Genomic DNA, 19,066 nt, shown 5'->3' with positions numbered 1-19,066 from the left:
GGCCCCCGGCCCCCGACCTCAGGGGCCACACCCCCCGGCCCCGACCCGGCTCAGGCCAGGCCCCGTCCGCCGCGTACGCCGACCGAGCCACCCCGCCCGCCGCTCACCGGCCCCCGCCGGCGACGCCGCTCACCGGCTCCCGCCGGCCACCCCGCTCAACGCCCCCACCAGCTCGCCTCGACGCCCCGCCCGTTCCGGTCACCTGCCCCCACCAACCGCGCCTCGACGCCCCGCCCGCCCCGGTCACCTGCCCCCACCAGCTCGCCTCGACGCCCCGCCCGTTCCGGTCACCTGCCCCCACCAACCGCGCCTCGACGCCCGGCCCGCCCCGGTCACCCGCCCCACCCGCCACCTCACCAGCCTCGCCTCGTCCGCCAGCCCGCCCGACCGCCCCGGCGCCGCCCCGCTGAACCGTCCGGCCACCACCGCTGGAGCCGCCCATGCCGACCGCAGCCCGCACCCCCGGGCCACCCCCATCCCCACCCCCATCGCCCCTGCCGGCCCTGCCCTCACCCCCACGCGCGCCGCTGGCCCTCGCCACCCTGGTCCTGCTCACCAGCCGGGGCCGGACCCCGGTGACGGTCCGGCTGCGCGGCTCCGATGTGCCGGCGACCCTCGGCCGTACCGCCCTCACCGTCCCGGCCCGCACCCGGGCCGAGGTGCCCTTCACCGTGACGGTGCCGCGGAGCGCCCCGCCCGGCGACCGTGCCGGCGCGATCGTCGCTCGGGACGCGCACGGCCGTACCGCGACCGTGCCGGTCCGGCTGCGCGTGGGCGGTCCCGCGCTCGTCGCGCTGAGCGTCGAGCACCTGGCCGTACACGCCGACCGGATCACGTACGACCTGGTCGACCGGGGTACGACCGTCCTCGTGCCGAAGCTCGCGGTGCGTGCCGACGGGGTCTTCGGCCGGGTCCCGGACCGTGCCCCGCGCACCCTGCCCGTGCGGCTGCCCCCGGGCGCCCGGCGCGCGTTCGGCGAGCCGGGGTCCGGCCGGCCGCTGTCGGGGGAGGCGCGCTTACGGCCGACGGTCGCGGCGGCGGGCGGTGCGCGGGACACCGCGAGCTCCCCGGCCACGGCCGTACTCCTGCGTGGACGCCCCGCGCACCGGCCGGGCACGGCGGGAGCGGTGTCGTGAGGCGGCTCGGGCGGGTGAGGCGGGGCCTGCCGCTGGTGGCCGCCGTGCTGCTGGCCCTGGCCGGGACGGCCGGGACGGGGCGGGCTGCGGACGGACCCGGGGTGCGGTTGTCGGCGGGGCAGGCCGGCGTCGGCGGGGCGGTCACCGTCAGCGGCAGCGGCTGGCGGCCTCGAACGCTGCTGATGGTGCTGGTGTGCGGGCGGGCCACCCCGGCCCGGGGGGTCGTCGGCGGCACCAACTCCTGCGCCAACGGCGACGGACGGGCCGTGACCACCGACACCCACGGCGCCTTCGACCGGAAACTGCCGGTCGCCGAGCCGCCCGTACCCTGCCCCTGCGTGGTGCACGTCGCCACGGTCACCGGCGCCAGGGCCGAGGCGGACGCCGTGCTGGAGGTCGCCGGGCACCCCGTGGCCCCGCTGCCCGCCGAGCGCTCCGCCGGCCGGCTCGCGGTGCTGTCCGACACCCGGCTCACCGGGTCGAGCGGGTTCCTGACCTGGTTCGGGGCGCCGCCCGCCCGCACCTTGGTCCTCACGGTCGGCAACACCGGTACGAGCCCGATCCGCGACCCGGTGTTCCAGGTCGGCACCGCGCACGGCGTCTTCGCCCCGGAGTGGGACGAGCGGCAATGGCACGGCACCCTGGCCCCCGGGAAGAAGGCGCAGGTCAAGCTCCCGGTCGAGCTGTCGGCGGGGGCGCACGGCGACTACACCGTGACCCTGCGGTACGGCGGCCGGGTGCTCGCCGAGCAGCCGTGGGGCGTGGGCCGGCCGTGGGGCGTGACGCTGTTCTGGATCCTGCTCTGCCTGGTCGTGCCGGCGGCGCTGTTCCGGGTCGGCATGGCCGTGGTGGACCGCGTCCGTCCGCGCCGCCCCCACGGTGCCCGCCACCGGCCCGCCCCGCGCCCGCGCCCGTCACCCCTGCGTCCGCGGGCACCCCTGAGCCTGCCGCTCCGGCGCTCCCGCACCCCCGGCCCCCGCTCCGCCGCGGCGCCCACTGCGCCCACCGCCGCGACGGCCCCCTCGGCCCGCCCGGCCGCCCCGGCTCCGACCCTGCCGTGGTTCGCCCCGGACTCCGCTCCGGGCGGCCCGGCCGGCCGGTCCTCCGCACCGCACGACGACAGCCCGACGAGTCCGACGACTCCCACCACGAAGGGACCCAGGTGAGCATGCGAAGGAGAGGTACGGCGGCCGGGGGCACGGGCACCCTGCTGGTGTTCTGTGCGGCGGGCGTCCTGCTGGGCGCGGCGGTGGCCCCCGCGCAGGCGGCCGAGGTGGCGTACGCCACGCACTGCGTGCCGCCCGCGGGCATCGACCCCGTCGACGGCACCACGAAGGTCGAGATCACCGCGCCGGCCACGGCCAAGGTGGGCGACACGGTGGACATCGTGTGGAAGTTCGTCCAGGCCGCGTCCAGGAACCCGGACATCATCGACCTGCCCGCGAACTCGGTGCAGCCGTCCGGCGTGCTGAAGGCGGCCGGTGCGCAGACCGGCGGCATCGCGATGCGGGGCCCGCGGGAGAACCCCGCGATCCCCAAGGGCGGTGCGATGGTGCTGTCCGACATGAAGGGCAGCGTGAAGCTGACGGCGGCCGGCGAGGTGACGCTCACACCGGACGCGTACACGGTCAACGCGATGTCGACCGACACCGAGTGCACGCCGAAGGAGGCCGTGCGGAAGGCGGCGACGATCCAAGTGGCGGCGGCCGGCGGCACGGCGACCGCGACCCCGACCAGGACGGCGACCCCGACCAGGACGGCGACCCCGACCAGGACCGCCACGGCGACGGCCACCGCCACGGGCGGCACCGGGCAGACCGACTTCACCGGCAAGGAGGTGCGGATCCCGTACGCCTGCAAGACCCCGATCGGCGACAGGAGCGCGACCTCGCCGGTGCGGATCGACGCCAGGAAGGACGGCGGGAGTTACGCCCTCACGGTGCGGTTCGGGAAGTCGGTGATGGACAGCCCCGCCGAGATCCCGAAGGACTCCGTGAAACCGTCCATGGAGGTGGTGCTGGGCGGCGCCGACAAGGGCACCGTGCACGTGGAGGGGCCGACGAACACGGGCCCGGTCAAGGCCGGCGACCCGATCGAGATCCCCGATCTCACCGGCACCTACAAGCCGGGCGCGAGCGGCACCTCGACGCTGTCCCCGGGCGTGCTGACGGTCGAGGCGCTCGGGACGACCACGACGTGCACGCCGGTGAAGACGGAAGTCTCCCTCAGCCTGGACACCACCGGGCAGCCGGGCGGCGCCGCGGGCGGCACGTCCACGTCGGGCGGGTCCGGCTCCTCGGGCGGGTCAGCCGGCGGGTCAGCCGGCGGTTCGTCGGGCGCCGCCGGGACGGGCGGCGGCGACGGCGGTGACGGCGGCCTCGCGGAGACCGGCGCGGGCGACCACGGCGCCCTGAAGGCCCTGGGCCTGGTGGCGGGCACGGCGATCCTGCTGGGCGGCGCGATCTTCACGGTGCTGCCCGCACGGCGCAGGACGCGCTAGCCGCCCCCGCACACGGCGAGAGGGCCACCGCGTCCCGGAGACGCGGTGGCCCTCTTCGGGCCGGGAGGGCGGAAGCGGCTAGTTGACGCTGCCCATCATCTTCTTCACCTTGCCGCGGTACATCCACACCGCGACACCGGCGACCACGGCGAGCACGGCCTCCAGGGCGACGAAGCCCATCTTGTCGAGGTTGACGCCGCCCACGGCGGGGTTGGACAGCAGGGCGGTGACGGAGTCGCCCGCGGTCACCGCGAGGAACCAGACACCCATCATCTGCGAGGCGTACTTCTTCGGCGCCATCTTCGTCGTCACGGACAGACCGACCGGAGAGAGCGTCAGCTCACCGATGGTCTGCACGAAGTAGATCGCGACCAGCCACATCGCCGCGGCCTTGTGACCGCCCTCGGCGATCGACAGCGGGGCGAGGAAGACGAAGAAGGACACACCCACGAGCACCAGGCCGGAGGCGAACTTCACGATCGTGCTCGGCTCCTTGCCGCGGCGGTTCAGCCACAGCCACAGCCAGGCGAAGACCGGCGCCAGGGCCATGATCATGACCGGGTTGACCGACTGGTACCAGGAGACCGGGAAGTCCCAGCCGAGGACCGAGTTCTCCGCGCTGTTCTTGGCGAACAGCGACAGCGTCGAGCCACCCTGGTCGTAGATCATCCAGAAGACGGCGGCGGCGACGAAGAACCAGATGTACGCCGACACCTTCGACCGCTCGGCGGAGTCCAGTTCCTTGTCCCGCAGGATGCGGGAGATGACCAGGATCGGCACGATCAGGCCGACGAGGGTGAGCGGGATCAGCGCCCAGTTCAGGGTGAAGTGGCCGGTGCCGCCGACGACGCCGTAGAAGACCACGGCGACGGCGAGCCAGATCAGGCCCTTGCGCAGGGTGGCCGCCTTCTCGGCGGGCGTCAGCGGGGTGGGGACCTCGCTGCTCTTCGCGCTCAGGTGGCGTCCGCCGAGCAGGTACTGGACGAGACCCAGCGCCATGCCGAGGGCGGCCAGCGCGAAGCCCAGGTGCCAGTTGACGTCCTCACCGATGGTGCCGATGACCAGCGGGGCGACGAAGGCGCCGAGGTTGATGCCGATGTAGAAGAGCGTGAAGCCACCGTCGCGGCGCGGGTCCTGCGGGCCGTCGTAGAGGTGGCCGACCATCGTGGAGATGTTGGCCTTCAGCAGACCCGAACCGATGGCGACGAGCACCAGGCCGACGTAGAAGCTCGCGGCGGCCGGCAGCGCCAGGCACAGGTGGCCCAGCATGATGATCCCGCCCGCGACGGCGACCGTCTTGCGGGGGCCGAGGAGACGGTCGGCGAACCAGCCGCCCGGCAGGGCGAGCAGGTACACGAGCGACAGGTACACCGCGTAGATGGCGCTCGCCGTGCCCGCACTCAGGTGCAGGCCACCCGGGGCCACCAGGTACAGCGGGAGAAGAGCCCTCATGCCGTAGTAGGAGAAACGCTCCCACATCTCGGTCATGAAGAGGGTGGCCAGGCCGCGGGGGTGGCCGAAGAAGGTCTTCTCGGAACCGGGGGTGCCCGGGCGGACCGAGTCCTTCGTCAGGCTGGACGCCATGGTCGTTCCTTGCTGGTCGGGACGCGCGGTCGGGGGTCCCCCTGCTCGGCGCGGCCGAGCTTGGGGAGTTGCGCGCCCGGTGGGGGCGGCCGGCACCGGCAGGTCGGTCGTCCACCCCACGCCCAGGGGGAGTCCGCTCCGGATCACGGAGTGGCGGACGGCGACCACCGGGATCCACGCCCCTCGACGCGTAGGTGCGTCCGGAGCCCGGCCAGAGGTCATTCCTTTCAAGGCTGATCAAGTGATCTTGGTCAGCCCGCACACAAAAGAGACCTTCAGCGTCCACTGCCCGCCAAAGGTCCCCGGTGTACTACAGGCGTTCAGGTCACCATACGGCAGGACACTGCCGGATATGGAAGGACTTGAGACGCGGATCACAGGTGTCGCGGGAACCGCGGAACGCGTTTCGAAGGTCTCCCCTACGATCGCATCCCCAGGTCAATGGTTCGTACCAGTGGCGCACGAAGGTAAGAAGCGGGGGAACCGATCACACCCCGGCACCTCGCCCGGGCGGTCTACCATCACCTCATGACCCGTGTACTGCTCGCCGAGGACGACGCGTCCATCTCGGAGCCGCTGGCCCGCGCCCTGCGCCGGGAAGGTTACGAGGTCGAGGTGCGCGAGGACGGACCCGCCGCGCTCGACGCCGGAATGCAGGGCGGCGTCGATCTGGTCGTGCTGGACCTGGGCCTGCCCGGCATGGACGGCCTGGAGGTGGCCCGCCGGCTGCGCGCCGACGGCCACACGGTACCCATCCTCATCCTGACCGCGCGGGCCGACGAGGTGGACACCGTCGTCGGCCTGGACGCGGGCGCCGACGACTACGTCACCAAGCCCTTCCGGCTCGCCGAACTGCTCGCCCGGGTACGGGCCCTGCTCCGGCGCGGCGCCGCCGAGCCGCAGCAGCCGCCGGCCACGCACGGGGTGCGGATCGACGTCGAGTCGCACCGGGCGTGGATGGGCGAGGAGGAACTCCAGCTCACCGCCAAGGAGTTCGACCTGCTGCGGGTGCTGGTGCGGGACGCCGGCCGGGTGGTGACCCGGGACCAGCTGATGCGCGAGGTCTGGGACACCACGTGGTGGTCGTCCACCAAGACCCTCGACATGCACATCTCCTGGCTGCGCAAGAAGCTCGGCGACGACGCGGCGAACCCCCGGTACATCGCGACGGTGCGCGGGGTCGGCTTCCGCTTCGAGAAGAGCTGAGCCGGGCCCCGGCGACTCCCCACAGGTAACGGACCATGCGCCGACGTCTCATCCAGTCCACCCTCGCCGTCGTCCTCGTGGTGATCGCGGTCTTCGGCGTCTCCCTCGTGATCGTCGAGACGCGGACGATCGGCAACAGCGCCCAGGAACGGGTGGAGTCCGAGGCGGTGCGGCTGGCCAGCATCGTGGACAGCCGGATCCTCGCCGCCGAGAACGTCAACGCGGACGTCCTGCGCAACCCGGTCAGCAAGGACCAGTACGCGGTCATCCGCATGCCCGGCAAGCCGCCCATCGAGATCGGCAGCAGGCCCGAGGGCGACACCATCCACTCCACGCAGCACGGCGAGGAGGGCGAGACCGTCACCGTGCAGGAGCCCCGCTCCTCGGTGACCCGCGAGGTCGGCCGGACCCTGCTGATCATCGGGCTGGTCGCGCTGCTCGCCGTGGTGGCGGCCGTGCTGCTCGCCGTACGGCAGGCCAACCGGCTCGCCTCCCCGCTGACCGACCTCGCCGAGACCGCCGAACGCCTCGGTTCCGGCGACCCGCGCCCCCGGCACAAGCGGTACGGCGTCCCCGAGCTGGACCGGGTCGCCGATGTGCTGGACGCCTCCGCCGAGCGGATCGGGCGCATGCTGACCGCCGAGCGGCGCCTGGCCGCCGACGCCTCCCACCAGCTCCGCACACCGCTGACCGCGCTGTCCATGCGGCTGGAGGAGATCACCCTCACCGACGACCCGGAGACGGTGAAGGAGGAGGCGACCATCGCACTGACCCAGGTCGAGCGGCTCACGGACGTCGTACAGCGGCTGCTGACGAACTCCCGCGACCCGCGGACCGGCTCCGCCGTCACCTTCGACCTGGACGAGGTCATCCAGCAGCAGCTCGCCGAGTGGCGGCCCGCCTACCGCAACGTCGGCCGGGCCATCGTCAGCTCGGGCAAGCGGCACCTGAAGGCGGTGGGCACACCGGGCGCGGTCGCCCAGGTGCTGGCCGCGCTGATCGAGAACTCGCTGATGCACGGCGGCGGCACCGTCGCCCTGCGCACCCGGGTCACCGGCAACCAGGCCGTCATCGAGGTCACCGACGAGGGGCCGGGCGTCCCGGCGGACCTCGGCGCGCGGATCTTCGAGCGGACGATCAGCGGACGGAACTCCACGGGGATCGGCCTGGCCGTCGCCCGGGACCTCGCGGAGGCCGACGGCGGCCGGCTGGAGCTGCTCCAGGCGCAGCCCCCGGTCTTCGGCCTGTTCCTTTCGCGCACGCCCCCGGCGCACAAGCCGGACGAGGACCGGCCCACCGTCCGCTGAGCCCCGCACGCCGGGCCTGCGCCGGACACGGTTCGGCGAGGATCGTCCGCCGAGCGGTCCCTCAGGGAACGCGCTGCCTCGGCGGCTGCTGCCTCGACTCCTGCTCGAGGATCGATTCGGCCCCCGCCACGGCCTCCCGGGCGGGCAGCGCCTTGAACACCCAGCTGCGGTACGACCAGAACCGGAAGAGGGTCGCGACACCGATGCCGACGAACTTGAAGACGTTGCTCTGCAGCGGGCTGTCCCAGCCGAAGCCGTAGGTCGCCAGGTACAGCACACCGTTCTCGATCACCAGGCCGACCGCGCTGAACAGCAGGAACAGCGTGAGTTCCTTGGTGCGCCCGCTCTTGTCGCGGTCCCGGTAGGTCCAGTAGCGGAAGCCGACGTAGTTGAAGACGATGGCCACGACGGTCGCGATGATGCTGGCCCGCACCACCGGCAGGTCGGACACGTGCCGGACCAGGTTGAACACGCCGAGATTGACGAGCACACCGGCACCGCCGACGGCCCCGAACTTGACCACCTCGCGTACGAGCCGTTGCAGCCCCGAGGAACGAGGTTCCATGGCTGTGCAACTCCCGTCGGTAGGTTCTGTCGACCTTGCCATGCTAGCCGGGCGGCCCCTCCCGTGCCCGCGGACCGGGCCACGGCACGGAAACGGGTCGGAAAGAGTCGGGGAAGCCCTGGGTAAGAGGCCGAGGGGAGGGACGGGATCCGGTCTCCTCCACTTGGCCGATACGCTAGGGGTGTGACGTTCCCGGTAGTCGGCATGGTCGGCGGGGGGCAGCTCGCGCGTATGACGCACGAAGCGGGCATCCCGTTGGGCATCAGGTTCAAGCTCCTCAGTGACACCCCTCAGGATTCCGCGGCGCAGGTCGTGAGCGATGTCGTCATCGGCGACTACCGCGACCTCGACACGCTGCGCGAGTTCGCGCGCGGCTGTGACGTGATCACCTTCGATCACGAACACGTGCCGACCGAACACCTGCGCGCCCTGGAGGCGGACGGCATCCCCGTACGCCCCGGGCCCGACGCGCTGGTGCACGCCCAGGACAAGGGCGTGATGCGCGCGAAACTCGACGCGCTCGGCATCCCGTGCCCACGGCACCGCATCGTCGGCGACCCGGAGGACGTCGTCCGGTTCGCCGAGGAGGGCGACGGCTTCCCCGTCGTCCTCAAGACGGTCCGCGGTGGCTACGACGGCAAGGGCGTGTGGGTCGTGGACTCCGCCGAGGAGGCCGCCGAACCGTTCAAGGCGGGCGTCCCCGTCCTCGCCGAGGAGAAGGTCGACTACGTCCGCGAGCTCGCCGCCAACGTCGTACGCTCCCCCCACGGCCAGGCCGTCGCCTACCCCGTGGTGGAGTCCCGGCAGGTGGGCGGCGTCTGCGACACCGTGATCGCGCCCGCCCCCGGCCTGGACGAGGACCTGGCCCTGCACGCCGAGCAGATGGCCCTGACCATCGCCAAGGAACTCGGCGTCGTCGGACACCTCGCCGTCGAGCTGTTCCAGACCCGCGACGGCCGCGTCCTCGTCAACGAACTGGCGATGCGCCCGCACAACTCCGGCCACTGGAGCATGGACGGCGCCATCACCTCGCAGTTCGCCAACCACGTCCGCGCCGTCCTGGACCTCCCGCTGGGCGACCCGCGCCCGCGCGCGCCGTGGACCGTGATGGTCAACGTCCTGGGCGGCGACTTCCCGGACATGTACTCCGCGTACTTGCACTGCATGGCCCGCGACCCCAAGCTCAAGATCCACATGTACGGCAAGGACGTGAAGCCCGGCCGCAAGGTCGGACACGTCAACACCTACGGCGACGACCTGGACGACGTGCTGGAGCGCGCCCGTCACGCAGCCGGCTACCTGAGAGGCACCATCACCGAATGAGCCCCGTTGTTGGCATCGTCATGGGGTCGGACTCCGACTGGCCCGTCATGGAAGCCGCCGCCAAGGCCCTGGACGAGTTCGAGATCCCCTACGAGGTCGACGTCGTCTCCGCGCACCGCATGCCCCGCGAGATGATCTCCTACGGCGAACAGGCCGCCGACCGCGGCCTGAAGGTGATCATCGCGGGCGCGGGCGGTGCCGCCCACCTGCCCGGCATGCTCGCCTCCGTCACCCCGCTGCCGGTCATCGGCGTCCCCGTGCCGCTGAAGTACCTGGACGGCATGGACTCGCTGCTCTCCATCGTGCAGATGCCCGCCGGTGTCCCGGTCGCCACCGTCTCCGTCGCCGGCGCCCGCAACGCCGGTCTCCTCGCGGTCCGGATGCTCGCCGCGCACGACGAGGACCTGCTGCACAGGATGCGCGACTTCCAGCAGGACCTCAACGACCAGGCCACCGAGAAGGGCAAGCGGCTGCGCGCCAAGGTCGAGGGCGCGGGCAGCGGCTTCGGCTTCGGGAAGTGACCGCCGTGGCCGCCCTGGACGAAGCACACGCGCTGCTGCGCGAGTTCCCCGTGGTCGACGGGCACAACGACCTGCCCTGGGCACTGCGCAAGCACGCCGGCTACGACCTGGACGCCCTGGACATCGCCGGCGACCAGCGCACACGCCTGCACACCGACCTGCCGCGGCTGCGCGCCGGCGGGGTCGGCGCCCAGTACTGGTCGGTGTACGTCCCCTGCGAGGAACCCGAGCCGGTCGCCGCGACGCTGGAGCAGATCGACTGCGTCCGCCGGCTGCTCGACCGCTACCCGGCCGAGCTGGCGCCCGCCCTGACCGCCGCCGACCTGGAGAAGGCCCGCCGGGACGGCCGTATCGCCTCGCTCATGGGCGCCGAGGGCGGCCACTCCATCGCCAACTCCCTCGGCACGCTGCGCGGCCTCCACGCGCTCGGCGTGCGCTACATGACGCTCACCCACAACGACAACGTGGACTGGGCGGACTCCGCGACCGACGAACCGAACGTCGGCGGCCTGTCCGCGTTCGGCCGCGAGGTCGTGGCGGAGATGAACCGCCTCGGCATGCTCGTCGACCTCTCCCACGTGGCCGCGACGACGATGCGGGACGCGCTGGACGCCACCTCCGCGCCGGTGATCTTCTCGCACTCCTCCGCCCGCGCGGTGTGCGACCACCCCCGCAACATCCCCGACGACGTCCTGGAACGCCTGCCCGCCAACGGCGGCGTGGCCATGGTGACGTTCGTGCCCAAGTTCGTCCTCCAGGCCGCCGTGGACTGGACGGCCGCGGCCGACGCGAACCTGCGCGCCCACGGCCTGCACCACCTGGACACCAGCGCCGAGGCGATGAAGGTCCACCGGGCCTTCGAGGAACGCAACCCCCGCCCGGTCGCCACGGTGTCCACCGTCGCGGACCACCTGGACCACATGCGCGAGGTGGCCGGCATCGACCACCTGGGCATCGGCGGCGACTACGACGGCACCGCGTTCACCCCGGACGGCCTGAACGACGTCTCCGGCTACCCCAACCTGCTCGCCGAGCTGCTGGACCGCGGCTGGTCCACGGCCGACCTGGCCAAGCTGACCTGGCAGAACGCCGTCCGGGTGCTGGGCGCGGCGGAGGACGTCGCCCGGGACCTGCAGTCCACCCGGGCCGCCTCCCTCGCCACCATCGAGGAGCTGGACGGCACGGGCGTGCCCGGCTGACCGCCGTACCCCCGAACGCCCCACCCACCAGGAGGCTTCCCCCGCCCCGTGCGACCGTGTCGGTACGCCGCCCACAGCCCGCCGTAGCTCACCGACGTAGCCCACGACGACGCACGGAGCCCGCCATGGCCGACCTCCAGGACGACATCCCCTGCACGACCGAGGTCGTCGAGGACGACAGCCTGCCGGACGACCCCTTCGTCCGGTGGCAGCCGGACGGCGAGCTGCTGGAGCGGGCGCACGCCCTGCTCGACACCCACCCGGTCGCCGACGGCTACAGCGGCCTGCCCTGGGCGCTGCGCCACCTGCCCTGGTACGACCTGGAGCTCGGCGAGGCCGCCATCGACACGGACGTGCCCCGGCTGCGCGAGGGACACGTCGGCGCGCTCTTCTGGTCCCTGCACCTTCCCGGGGAGCCGGACCACGGCCGGGCGGTGACGGCGACCCTGGAACAGCTGGACCTGGTGCGCACGGTCGTCGAGTCCCACCCGGAGGGCCTGCGGCTGGTGCGCACCGCCGGACAGATCATCGACGCCCGCAACTGCGGCCGCATCGCCGTGGTGCTCGGCCCCGCGCCCGGCGCCGCGCTGGACGACTCCCTCGGCCTCCTGCGCATCCTGCGCTCCCTGGGTCTGCGCGTGCTCACCCTCGCCGGCACCGCCTGGGCGGGCGAGACCGGACTCACCCGGTTCGGGGAGGAGGTCGTGCGCGAGATGAACCGGCTCGGCGTGCTCGCCGACGTCTCCGGCGCCTCCCCGGACACCGCCGAGCGGACCATCGCCCTGTCCAAGACCCCGGTCCTGTGCAGCCGCTCGGCCGCCCGGGCCCTGCGCCCGCACCCGGCCAACCTGGGCGACGGGCTGCTCGCCGCCCTGGGCGAGGCGAAGGGGCTGTGCATGGTGCCGCTCACCGCGGAGCAGACCGGCCCGACCGTCCCGGACGTCGCCGACCACCTCGACCACGTCCGCACGGTGGCGGGCCCCGAGTGCGTCGGCCTGTCCGGCACCTACGACTCCGGAGCCGTCCACCCCCGTGACCTCGCCGACGCCTCCCGCTACCCGCACCTGATCGCCGAACTGCTGCGCCGAGGCTGGTCCGAGACCGAGCTGGCCCTCCTGACCTGGCGGAACGTACAACGGGTCCTGCGCAGCGCGGATTCCACGGCCCGGGCGGCCCGGCACCGCCGGGAGGCGTCGAACGCCCGGATCAGCGAGCTGGACCCCGCCTAGCCGGGCGTGACGGTCCTGGACTCCGCCCGGTACGGACGGCGGCGGTCAGTCAGTTCCGGCCTTCGGGCCGGGGGCTTTCTTCCTTGCCCCCTCGGTGTCCCTCAGCGCCCGCATGATGACCGGCACTTTCCCGTCACCCTGGGGTCGTCCTCGTCCAGCTCGGAGAGCCGAGCGGCCAGGTCCTTCTCGAAGAGGACCAGACCAGCGATCACCCCGTCTTTGTTCTCTCGAAGCCAGTCGTCCGAGGCGAAGACGCGCTTCAGTTCCTTGTCCAGCTCTTCCATCGTCTTCGGCATGGTCAGCCCTCCCAGCTCTGATGCGGGATGCTCATGCCGAGGTTCCGCAGGCCAGAGACGCAGCCGGCCGACCAGGCAACCAACTGTTCGTCGTCCCAGTCGGCGGATTTCTGATCCAGCTGGTAGAGCACGTGGTCGTGCGCCACGCCCGCTTCGCAGTCGTTGAGGGCTGTGTCCGGGTCCTCGTACTCGAAGGACCACTTCACAGCGTCCTGCTGTCCAGCCTTGAATGCCGGTGACGAGGTGTCCGGGCCGCTGTCGTCGGTAGCAGTCTTGACCACTCCCACCAGGATGACCACGGCCCAGGCACAGCCGATGACTGCCCATACTCGCCTCTTGCCGTAGCGATCCGTGAGCGTCTGCATATAGATGTGGCCCCCACATGGTTTGTGTGATCGGTGATCACAAGTTGTTGATCGGTGAACCAGAAGAGGGGGGCTCGTGAAGGCGGCCGCCCTGCGTGACGGCCGAACCGAGGTAAGCACGCCGGGGGTTCGTATGGCACGCGAGGAGCTGACCCGTCTCACTCGAAGCGGCAACGGGGAAGCCGCAGCCTGGAGCCCGTCTGCCCGGTGAACGGGCACTCGCCGAGCAGCGCGGCGTAGTCATTGGCACAGGCGGAGAGCGGTTGAAGAGGTGCGAGACCCGAGGACTGGCGGCCACGCGACCTCGAAGGGCGCGTTCGTCGCGGCGGCACTCCGCCCACCCCGTGATCCTGAATTCGTTCCCGCCTTTGCCGGGGAGGGCTCGTGCCTCCCCGGCCAGGCGCTCCCGCTCTATGAAGTGCTAGGTAGTTCAGCGCCTTGGCTACCTGCTTCAGCCATTTCCTCAAGTGCTGCTTTGGCCTTGTCCGTCAACTCTCCACCCGCCTTACCGGCAACTGTGGTCAGGAAGCCGTCCCTTCTGGCCCGCTTCAGGTGATCCTTCACCGTCTCAGGTCGGCGGCCGATGAGCCGGGCGAGCCATGGAATGGGCGCAGGAGCCCCAAAATCCGCCATGGCCGTGTATGTGGCTACAAGCAGGGTCAAGTACCGCTCTGAGACGCCTTCGCCCTCCAGGGTGAGCCCCGCCGCCTCTCCCATCTCGTTCAGCTTCCCTGCCGCCTCCTCCAACGTCCGCTGGGCATCGGGAGCCTGCTTGGCCAGCTTTAGGGCTGCGGCTATGTCGAGCCTGCGCAGGACAGTGGTCGAGATACCCCGTGCCACCTCGCGAGCAGGGGAATCTTCGGCCGGCTCGATGGTGATCCGCTGTGGTCCCCCGTTGACCGGTCCCGCGGGCCACCACATGCGGACCACCCAGGCGCCCTGCTGCTGAGTGATCTCGAACCCGCTGTCATCCGCTTCCATATCACTCAAATTAACACACCCAGGGTGTTCCACCCTGTGTTGACAGCCCAGGGTGGTCAGTGTGCAGACTTGAACGCCGGGGAGTGACCGGCGCGACGGCGGGGCGGGCTCGTACGTCGGCAACAGCAGGAGGGGGTCGCCTCAGTGGCAAGGGCATGGGTCGCGCGGTCGAAGGACGACCCGAAGAAGTGGACGACGTACTGGTACGACCCGTACGGCAGGCAACGGCAGAAGACGTTCGAGACCAAGAAGCGGGATGGCGACCTGCGCAAGCGCAAGGAGCAGGAACTCGAAGCCGGGACCTACCTGGACGACCACTTGGGCAAGCAGCCCGTGACGGCCGTGTGGGAGCAGTGGGCGAATCAAAGGAGGCTGGAGAACAGCACCAAGAAGCAGTACCGGTCGATCCTCAAAACGACCATTGAGCCGTTCTTCAAGGCCCGTTCCATCGTGTCCCTGAAGGTCGCTGATGTAGAGCAGTGGCTCTTGTGGATGGAGCAGGACCGGAAGCTGTCCGCGCGCACACGGCGTCAGCGGTTCTCGTTCTTCTCCGGGATGATGGACTGGGCTGTCGTCAACGAGATCGTCGGCCGGAACCCGTGCAAGAAGGTCAAGGGCGCGGGCAGCCGCGCCAAGGAGATCCGGGAGCAGAAGAGCACCGCAAGGCGGCTCACGACGCGGGAAGTCCTGGCGATGCTGGATGCCGCCCCTGCCCGTTACCGCGCGATGCTGTGGCTCATGGCCGGATGCGGCCTGCGGCTGGGTGAGGCGATGGCAGTGTCCCGCGACCAGATCGACTTCAAGGCCGAGACTCTTCGCGTCGACTTCCAGATTGCGGAGGACGGAGACACCGAGTCGGGGAAGAACAGCGCGATCCAGCGTCGTCACATCAAGGCTCGTGACGAAGGCGAGCCAGGGCGAACGGTCCCCCTCCCGCCGAACGTCGCCTTCGAGCTTCGGCGGCACATCAAGAACCACGGTGTATGGGGGCCTGAGCGGCTTCTCTTCCCCAACGTGACGCGGACTGGCTACCTCTACGCGTCGTACTTCTACCCGAAGATCTGGATGGAGGCTCTGAGCAAGGGGCGGGTGGAGTACTGCAAGGCTCACTCGCTCCGGCACTACTACGGATCACGGCTGCTGTACGCCGGAGTCCCCGAGAACGATGTGGCCGACTGGATGGGCCACAGCAGTACGGACGTGCTGAGGGAGCACTACCACTACATCTTTGAAGGGGCCGAGCAGCGCGGCCGGGCCGCCATCGCAACGATGTTGACGCCCGGCGCTGACGATCCCACGGAGGCATCAGAGGTCGCCTGATCCGCCTACAACTACAGCCCCCGGCCACGCGCCGGGGGCTGAGCTGTTTATGCAGGTCAGAGGCCGTTTCCGGCCTGGCGTCTACCCAGGATTTCCCCAGCATGACGCCCAGGACCGGGCCTGATCGGGCCGCAACGGACAGGAAGCCGTGACCGACTCGCCGGGCCGTCGAAACAGCGCCTGACCTGCAAAAACCCTGCTAGGGAAGGTTCCTTGCCATGACGATCCGCTGAACTTGGTTCGTGCCTTCATAAATCTGGGTGATCTTGGCGTCGCGCATCATGCGCTCCACCGGGTAGTCGCGGGTGTAGCCGTAGCCGCCGAGGAGCTGGACGGCGTCCGTGGTGACCTCCATCGCCACGTCCGAGGCGAAGCACTTGGCGGCGGCGCCCAGGTAGGTGAGGTCGGCGTCGCCGCGCTCGGAGGCGGCGGCGGCCTGGTAGGTGAGGGCGCGGGCCGCGGAGATCTTCATCGACATGTCGGCGAGCATGAACTGGATGCCCTGGAAGTCGGCGATCGCCTTGCCGAACTGCTTGCGCTCCTGGACGTAGCCCTTGGCGTAGTCGAGGGCGCCCTGAGCACAGCCGAGGGCCTGCGCGGCGATGGTGATGCGGGTGTGGTCCAGCGTCTTCATGGCGGTCAGGAAGCCCGTGCCCTCCTCGCCGATCATGCGGTCGGCGGGGATGCGCACGTTGTCGAAGTAGACCTCGCGGGTCGGGGAGCCCTTGATGCCGAGCTTCTTCTCCGGGGCGCCGAAGGAGACGCCCTCGTCCGACTTCTCCACGACGAACGCGGAGATGCCCTTGGAGCGCTTGGAGGGGTCGGTGACCGCCATGACCGTGTAGTACTCGGAGACGCCCGCGTTGGTGATCCAGCGCTTCACGCCGTTGAGCACCCAGTGGTCGCCGTCGCGGACGGCCTTGGTCTTCATGCCGGCCGCGTCCGAGCCCGCCTCCGGCTCGGAGAGGCAGTACGAGAACATCGCGTCGCCCTTGGCCAGCGGCGTCAGGTACCTCTTCTTCAGCTCCTCGCCGCCGGAGAGGATCACCGGGAGGGAGCCGAGCTTGTTCACCGCGGGGATGAGGGAGGAGGAGACGCAGGCGCGGGCGACCTCCTCGATCACGATGACCGTGGCGAGCGCGTCGGCGCCGGCGCCGCCGTACTCCTCCGGTACGTGCACGGCGTGCAGGTCGTTGGCGACGAGGGCGTCGAGGGCCTCCTGCGGGAAGCGGGCCTCCTCGTCCACCGCCGCGGCGTACGGCGCGATCTTCGCCTCGACCAGGGAACGGACGGCGTCCCGGAGCATGTCGTGCTCCTCGGACGGGCGGTACAGGTCGAAGTCAGCCGATCCGGCCACGGTCTCTCACGCTCCAAAGACGCAGTGATACTGACGCTAATTACCGTTAAGTAACTCAAATTTTAGAGCCCCGCTCCGACCCCGCCTACGTGAGCTACGCGACAGCGGGGAAATTGCCCGTCGGGGCGCCCGACTATGCTCAGGGGCCGCATCACCGACGTACCCGAGCTGGAGCGCATCCATGAGCCTGAAGATCACCGTGATCGGCACCGGCTACCTCGGCGCCACACACGCCGCGGCCATGGCCGAGCTGGGCTTCGAGGTGCTGGGCCTGGACGTCGTACCGGAGAAGATCGCCATGCTGGAGCGCGGCGAGACACCCATGTACGAGCCGGGGCTCCAGGACCTGCTGCGCCGGCACGTCGCCGGGATCGAGGGGTCCACCGGGCGGCTGCGGTTCACCGTGGACTGGGCCGAGGCCGGTGCCTTCGGCGATGTGCACTTCGTGTGCGTGAACACCCCGCAGAAGCACGGCGAGTACGCGTGCGACATGAGCTACGTCGACTCCGCGATCGCCTCCCTCGCCCCGCATCTGCACGGCCCCGCCCTGGTCGTCGGCAAGTCGACGGTGCCGGTGGGCTCCGCCGACCGGCTGGCCGCCTACCTCGCCGGGCACGCCCCGGCCGGCGCCGACGCCGAGCTGGCCTGGAACCCGGAGTTCCTGCGCGAGGGCTTCGCCGTCCAGGACACCCTGCACCCGGACCGGATCGTCGTGGGCGTGCGCAGCGAGCGCGCGGAGAAGCTGCTGCGCGAGGTGTACGCCGGGCCGGTCGGCGAGGGCACGCCGTTCGTCGTCACCGACTTCCCGACCGCCGAGCTGGTGAAGACGGCCGCTAACTCCTTCCTCGCCACCAAGATCTCCTTCATCAACGCGATGGCCGAGGTGTGCGAGGCCGGCGGCGGTGACGTGGCGAAGCTCGCGGAGGCCATCGGGTACGACGACCGGATCGGCCGCAAGTTCCTGCGCGCCGGCATCGGCTTCGGCGGCGGCTGCCTCCCCAAGGACATCCGGGCGTTCATGGCCCGCGCGGGCGAGCTGGGCGCCGACCAGGCGCTGACCTTCCTGCGCGAGATCGACTCCATCAACATGCGCCGGCGCGGCGCGATGGTCGAGATGGCCCGGGAGGCGCTCGGCGGCGGCTCCTTCCTCGGCAAGCGGGTCGCGGTGCTCGGCGCCACCTTCAAGCCCGACTCGGACGACGTCCGCGACTCGCCCGCGCTGAACGTGGCCGGCCAGATCCACCTCCAGGGCGGCCAGGTGACCGTCTACGACCCGAAGGGCATGGACAACGCCCGCAAGGTCTTCCCGACGCTGGGCTACGCCGACTCGGCGCTGTCGGCCGTCCGGGGCGCCGACATCGTGCTGCACCTGACCGAGTGGCAGGAGTTCCGCGAGCTGGACCCGGCCGCGCTCGGCGAGGCGGCGACCGCCCGGGTGATCCTCGACGGCCGCAACACCCTCGACCCGGAGCTGTGGCGGCGGGCCGGCTGGACGTACCGGGCGATGGGCCGGCCCACGGCGTAGGGACTCGTAGCGGAGATCCGTGTGGCGACGCCGGTTCGGCCGAGGCTCAGTCGGCCGAACCGGCGTCTGTCCGCATTCTGCACCACACCGTGCGGGTTCACGCGCCCTTCGCCCGGTACCGCCGCATCTTCGCGCGGGCGCCGCACACCTGCATCGAGCACCAGCGGCCGCGGCCGGCGGGGCTGCGGTCGTAGTACGCCCAGTGGCAGGTCTCGGCCTCGCACGCCTTGAGCCGGGCCCAGGTGCCGGCCACCAGCGCCTCGGCGACGGCGGCGGCGACCCGGGAGGTCAGCGGGCCCGTGTCGGCGGGCGTGAGCCGTGCCGAGCCGTCCTCCTCGTCCACGGCGACGTACAGCGGGGCCCGCGCCAGCAGGGCGTTCAGCGGGGTCACCGCGCGGTGCGGGGGGTGGCCGGCGTGGGCGAGCAGTGCCGCCCGCAGCGACTCGCGCAGCTCCCGGGCCTCGGCCAGGCCGTCCTGCGTGATCCCCAGCCGGGCGCGGCCCTCCGGCGTTTCCAGCGAGTCGGCGCCCGTCTCGATGTCCAGCGTGTTCACCAGGGCCTCGACCAGGGCCAGGCCACCGGGAGCGGCCGATCTCTCGCTCATGCTTGCGACGTTACCTCCGATGCGGGAGCATGCAGTAACCGTTACCGG

At 71.3% G+C, this 19,066-nt stretch carries 18 protein-coding genes; 11 read left to right on the top strand and 7 right to left on the bottom strand.

The window, feature by feature from the left end; translation table 11 throughout:
* Window positions 1–440: 440 nt before the first annotated feature.
* Genes ACZ4VF_RS22555 through ACZ4VF_RS22545 form a run of 3 tightly spaced genes read left to right on the top strand, consistent with a single transcriptional unit; the run spans window position 441 to window position 3,636 of the window.
* Window positions 441–1,136: a hypothetical protein gene (locus ACZ4VF_RS22555; protein ID WP_467928070.1), complete on the top strand. Its 696-nt coding sequence runs from the start codon at window positions 441–443 to the stop codon at window positions 1,134–1,136.
* Window positions 1,133–2,302, top strand: coding sequence for a hypothetical protein (locus ACZ4VF_RS22550; RefSeq protein WP_467928069.1), 1,170 nt, complete (start codon window positions 1,133–1,135; stop codon window positions 2,300–2,302). Before ACZ4VF_RS22555 ends, ACZ4VF_RS22550 begins: the two co-directional genes overlap by 4 nt.
* Before the next feature lie 2 nt (window positions 2,303–2,304).
* The gene (locus ACZ4VF_RS22545; RefSeq protein WP_467928067.1) at window positions 2,305–3,636 is read left to right on the top strand and encodes a hypothetical protein; all 1,332 of its coding nucleotides are present in this window, start codon (window positions 2,305–2,307) and stop codon (window positions 3,634–3,636) included.
* Window positions 3,637–3,714: 78 nt separating this feature from the next.
* Here the strand turns inward: ACZ4VF_RS22545 and ACZ4VF_RS22540 are convergent, their stop codons facing one another.
* Entirely contained in the window at window positions 3,715–5,220 is a 1,506-nt protein-coding gene (locus tag ACZ4VF_RS22540) for a peptide MFS transporter (protein WP_467928066.1), read from the bottom strand.
* Window positions 5,221–5,748: 528 nt separating this feature from the next.
* On the opposite strand from ACZ4VF_RS22540, the gene ACZ4VF_RS22535 reads away from it, so the two are divergent.
* Together ACZ4VF_RS22535 and ACZ4VF_RS22530 are read left to right on the top strand one after the other, a co-directional pair.
* Complete coding sequence (locus ACZ4VF_RS22535; RefSeq protein ID WP_189294696.1) at window positions 5,749–6,426, top strand: response regulator transcription factor; 678 nt, start codon at window positions 5,749–5,751, stop codon at window positions 6,424–6,426.
* Window positions 6,427–6,461: 35 nt separating this feature from the next.
* The gene (locus ACZ4VF_RS22530; RefSeq protein ID WP_467928065.1) at window positions 6,462–7,733 is read left to right on the top strand and encodes an ATP-binding protein; all 1,272 of its coding nucleotides are present in this window, start codon (window positions 6,462–6,464) and stop codon (window positions 7,731–7,733) included.
* 61 nt (window positions 7,734–7,794) lie between these two features.
* Here the strand turns inward: ACZ4VF_RS22530 and ACZ4VF_RS22525 are convergent, their stop codons facing one another.
* Complete coding sequence (locus ACZ4VF_RS22525; protein ID WP_467928063.1) at window positions 7,795–8,298, bottom strand: GtrA family protein; 504 nt, start codon at window positions 8,296–8,298, stop codon at window positions 7,795–7,797.
* Window positions 8,299–8,481: 183 nt separating this feature from the next.
* On the opposite strand from ACZ4VF_RS22525, the gene ACZ4VF_RS22520 reads away from it, so the two are divergent.
* The 4 genes from ACZ4VF_RS22520 (at window position 8,482) to ACZ4VF_RS22505 (ending at window position 12,570) form a co-directional block, all read left to right on the top strand.
* On the top strand, window positions 8,482–9,621 hold the full coding sequence (locus tag ACZ4VF_RS22520; RefSeq protein WP_467928062.1) for a 5-(carboxyamino)imidazole ribonucleotide synthase: 1,140 nt from the start codon (window positions 8,482–8,484) through the stop codon (window positions 9,619–9,621).
* On the top strand, window positions 9,618–10,142 hold the full coding sequence (gene purE / locus ACZ4VF_RS22515) for a 5-(carboxyamino)imidazole ribonucleotide mutase (RefSeq protein ID WP_467928061.1): 525 nt from the start codon (window positions 9,618–9,620) through the stop codon (window positions 10,140–10,142). Before ACZ4VF_RS22520 ends, purE begins: the two co-directional genes overlap by 4 nt.
* A gap of 5 nt (window positions 10,143–10,147) precedes the next feature.
* Entirely contained in the window at window positions 10,148–11,341 is a 1,194-nt protein-coding gene (locus ACZ4VF_RS22510) for a dipeptidase (RefSeq protein ID WP_467928622.1), read from the top strand.
* A gap of 125 nt (window positions 11,342–11,466) precedes the next feature.
* Window positions 11,467–12,570, top strand: a complete 1,104-nt coding sequence (locus ACZ4VF_RS22505; protein ID WP_467928060.1) for a dipeptidase — start codon at window positions 11,467–11,469, stop codon at window positions 12,568–12,570.
* 101 nt (window positions 12,571–12,671) lie between these two features.
* Here ACZ4VF_RS22505 and ACZ4VF_RS22500 read toward each other — a convergent pair whose 3' ends face one another.
* The 3 genes from ACZ4VF_RS22500 to ACZ4VF_RS22490 form a co-directional block, all read right to left on the bottom strand.
* Window positions 12,672–12,866: a hypothetical protein gene (locus ACZ4VF_RS22500; protein ID WP_467928058.1), complete on the bottom strand. Its 195-nt coding sequence runs from the start codon at window positions 12,864–12,866 to the stop codon at window positions 12,672–12,674.
* 2 nt (window positions 12,867–12,868) lie between these two features.
* Entirely contained in the window at window positions 12,869–13,231 is a 363-nt protein-coding gene (locus ACZ4VF_RS22495; protein ID WP_467928057.1) for a hypothetical protein, read from the bottom strand.
* Window positions 13,232–13,642: 411 nt separating this feature from the next.
* Window positions 13,643–14,212 (bottom strand): hypothetical protein, encoded by a 570-nt coding sequence (locus ACZ4VF_RS22490; protein WP_467928056.1) that lies wholly within the window; start codon window positions 14,210–14,212, stop codon window positions 13,643–13,645.
* A gap of 144 nt (window positions 14,213–14,356) precedes the next feature.
* Here ACZ4VF_RS22490 and ACZ4VF_RS22485 point away from each other — a divergent pair, with 144 nt between their 5' ends.
* On the top strand, window positions 14,357–15,532 hold the full coding sequence (locus tag ACZ4VF_RS22485) for a tyrosine-type recombinase/integrase (protein WP_467928055.1): 1,176 nt from the start codon (window positions 14,357–14,359) through the stop codon (window positions 15,530–15,532).
* A gap of 199 nt (window positions 15,533–15,731) precedes the next feature.
* On the opposite strand, the gene ACZ4VF_RS22480 is transcribed toward ACZ4VF_RS22485, so the two are convergent.
* A complete protein-coding gene (locus tag ACZ4VF_RS22480) occupies window positions 15,732–16,889 on the bottom strand; it encodes an acyl-CoA dehydrogenase family protein (RefSeq protein WP_467928053.1) in 1,158 nt (385 codons plus the stop codon).
* 181 nt (window positions 16,890–17,070) lie between these two features.
* On the opposite strand from ACZ4VF_RS22480, the gene ACZ4VF_RS22475 reads away from it, so the two are divergent.
* Window positions 17,071–18,414: a UDP-glucose dehydrogenase family protein gene (locus ACZ4VF_RS22475; protein WP_467928052.1), complete on the top strand. Its 1,344-nt coding sequence runs from the start codon at window positions 17,071–17,073 to the stop codon at window positions 18,412–18,414.
* 97 nt (window positions 18,415–18,511) lie between these two features.
* Here the strand turns inward: ACZ4VF_RS22475 and ACZ4VF_RS22470 are convergent, their stop codons facing one another.
* Window positions 18,512–19,018 carry a CGNR zinc finger domain-containing protein gene (locus ACZ4VF_RS22470; protein ID WP_467928051.1) on the bottom strand — a complete coding sequence of 169 codons (507 nt, stop codon included), beginning with the start codon at window positions 19,016–19,018 and terminating at the stop codon, window positions 18,512–18,514.
* Window positions 19,019–19,066: the final 48 nt, after the last annotated feature.

Source organism: Streptomyces sp. NPDC029151, from assembly GCF_055564315.1.
Note: the sequence above shows the minus strand (reverse complement) of the source record. Positions and strands in the feature narration are given on the sequence as shown.

What these genes read in the sequence shown, in the direction of transcription:
- ACZ4VF_RS22535 (WP_189294696.1), top strand. Translation starts at nt 5,749, where the DNA reads ATGACCCGTGTACTGCTCGCCGAGGACGACGCGTCCATCTCGGAGCCG.
- ACZ4VF_RS22540 (WP_467928066.1), bottom strand. Translation starts at nt 5,220, where the DNA reads ATGGCGTCCAGCCTGACGAAGGACTCGGTCCGCCCGGGCACCCCCGGT.
- ACZ4VF_RS22525 (WP_467928063.1), bottom strand. Translation starts at nt 8,298, where the DNA reads ATGGAACCTCGTTCCTCGGGGCTGCAACGGCTCGTACGCGAGGTGGTC.
- ACZ4VF_RS22505 (WP_467928060.1), top strand. Translation starts at nt 11,467, where the DNA reads ATGGCCGACCTCCAGGACGACATCCCCTGCACGACCGAGGTCGTCGAG.
- ACZ4VF_RS22495 (WP_467928057.1), bottom strand. Translation starts at nt 13,231, where the DNA reads ATGCAGACGCTCACGGATCGCTACGGCAAGAGGCGAGTATGGGCAGTC.
- ACZ4VF_RS22475 (WP_467928052.1), top strand. Translation starts at nt 17,071, where the DNA reads ATGAGCCTGAAGATCACCGTGATCGGCACCGGCTACCTCGGCGCCACA.
- purE (WP_467928061.1), top strand. Translation starts at nt 9,618, where the DNA reads ATGAGCCCCGTTGTTGGCATCGTCATGGGGTCGGACTCCGACTGGCCC.
- ACZ4VF_RS22530 (WP_467928065.1), top strand. Translation starts at nt 6,462, where the DNA reads ATGCGCCGACGTCTCATCCAGTCCACCCTCGCCGTCGTCCTCGTGGTG.
- ACZ4VF_RS22545 (WP_467928067.1), top strand. Translation starts at nt 2,305, where the DNA reads ATGCGAAGGAGAGGTACGGCGGCCGGGGGCACGGGCACCCTGCTGGTG.
- ACZ4VF_RS22490 (WP_467928056.1), bottom strand. Translation starts at nt 14,212, where the DNA reads ATGGAAGCGGATGACAGCGGGTTCGAGATCACTCAGCAGCAGGGCGCC.
- ACZ4VF_RS22500 (WP_467928058.1), bottom strand. Translation starts at nt 12,866, where the DNA reads ATGCCGAAGACGATGGAAGAGCTGGACAAGGAACTGAAGCGCGTCTTC.
- ACZ4VF_RS22470 (WP_467928051.1), bottom strand. Translation starts at nt 19,018, where the DNA reads ATGAGCGAGAGATCGGCCGCTCCCGGTGGCCTGGCCCTGGTCGAGGCC.
- ACZ4VF_RS22555 (WP_467928070.1), top strand. Translation starts at nt 441, where the DNA reads ATGCCGACCGCAGCCCGCACCCCCGGGCCACCCCCATCCCCACCCCCA.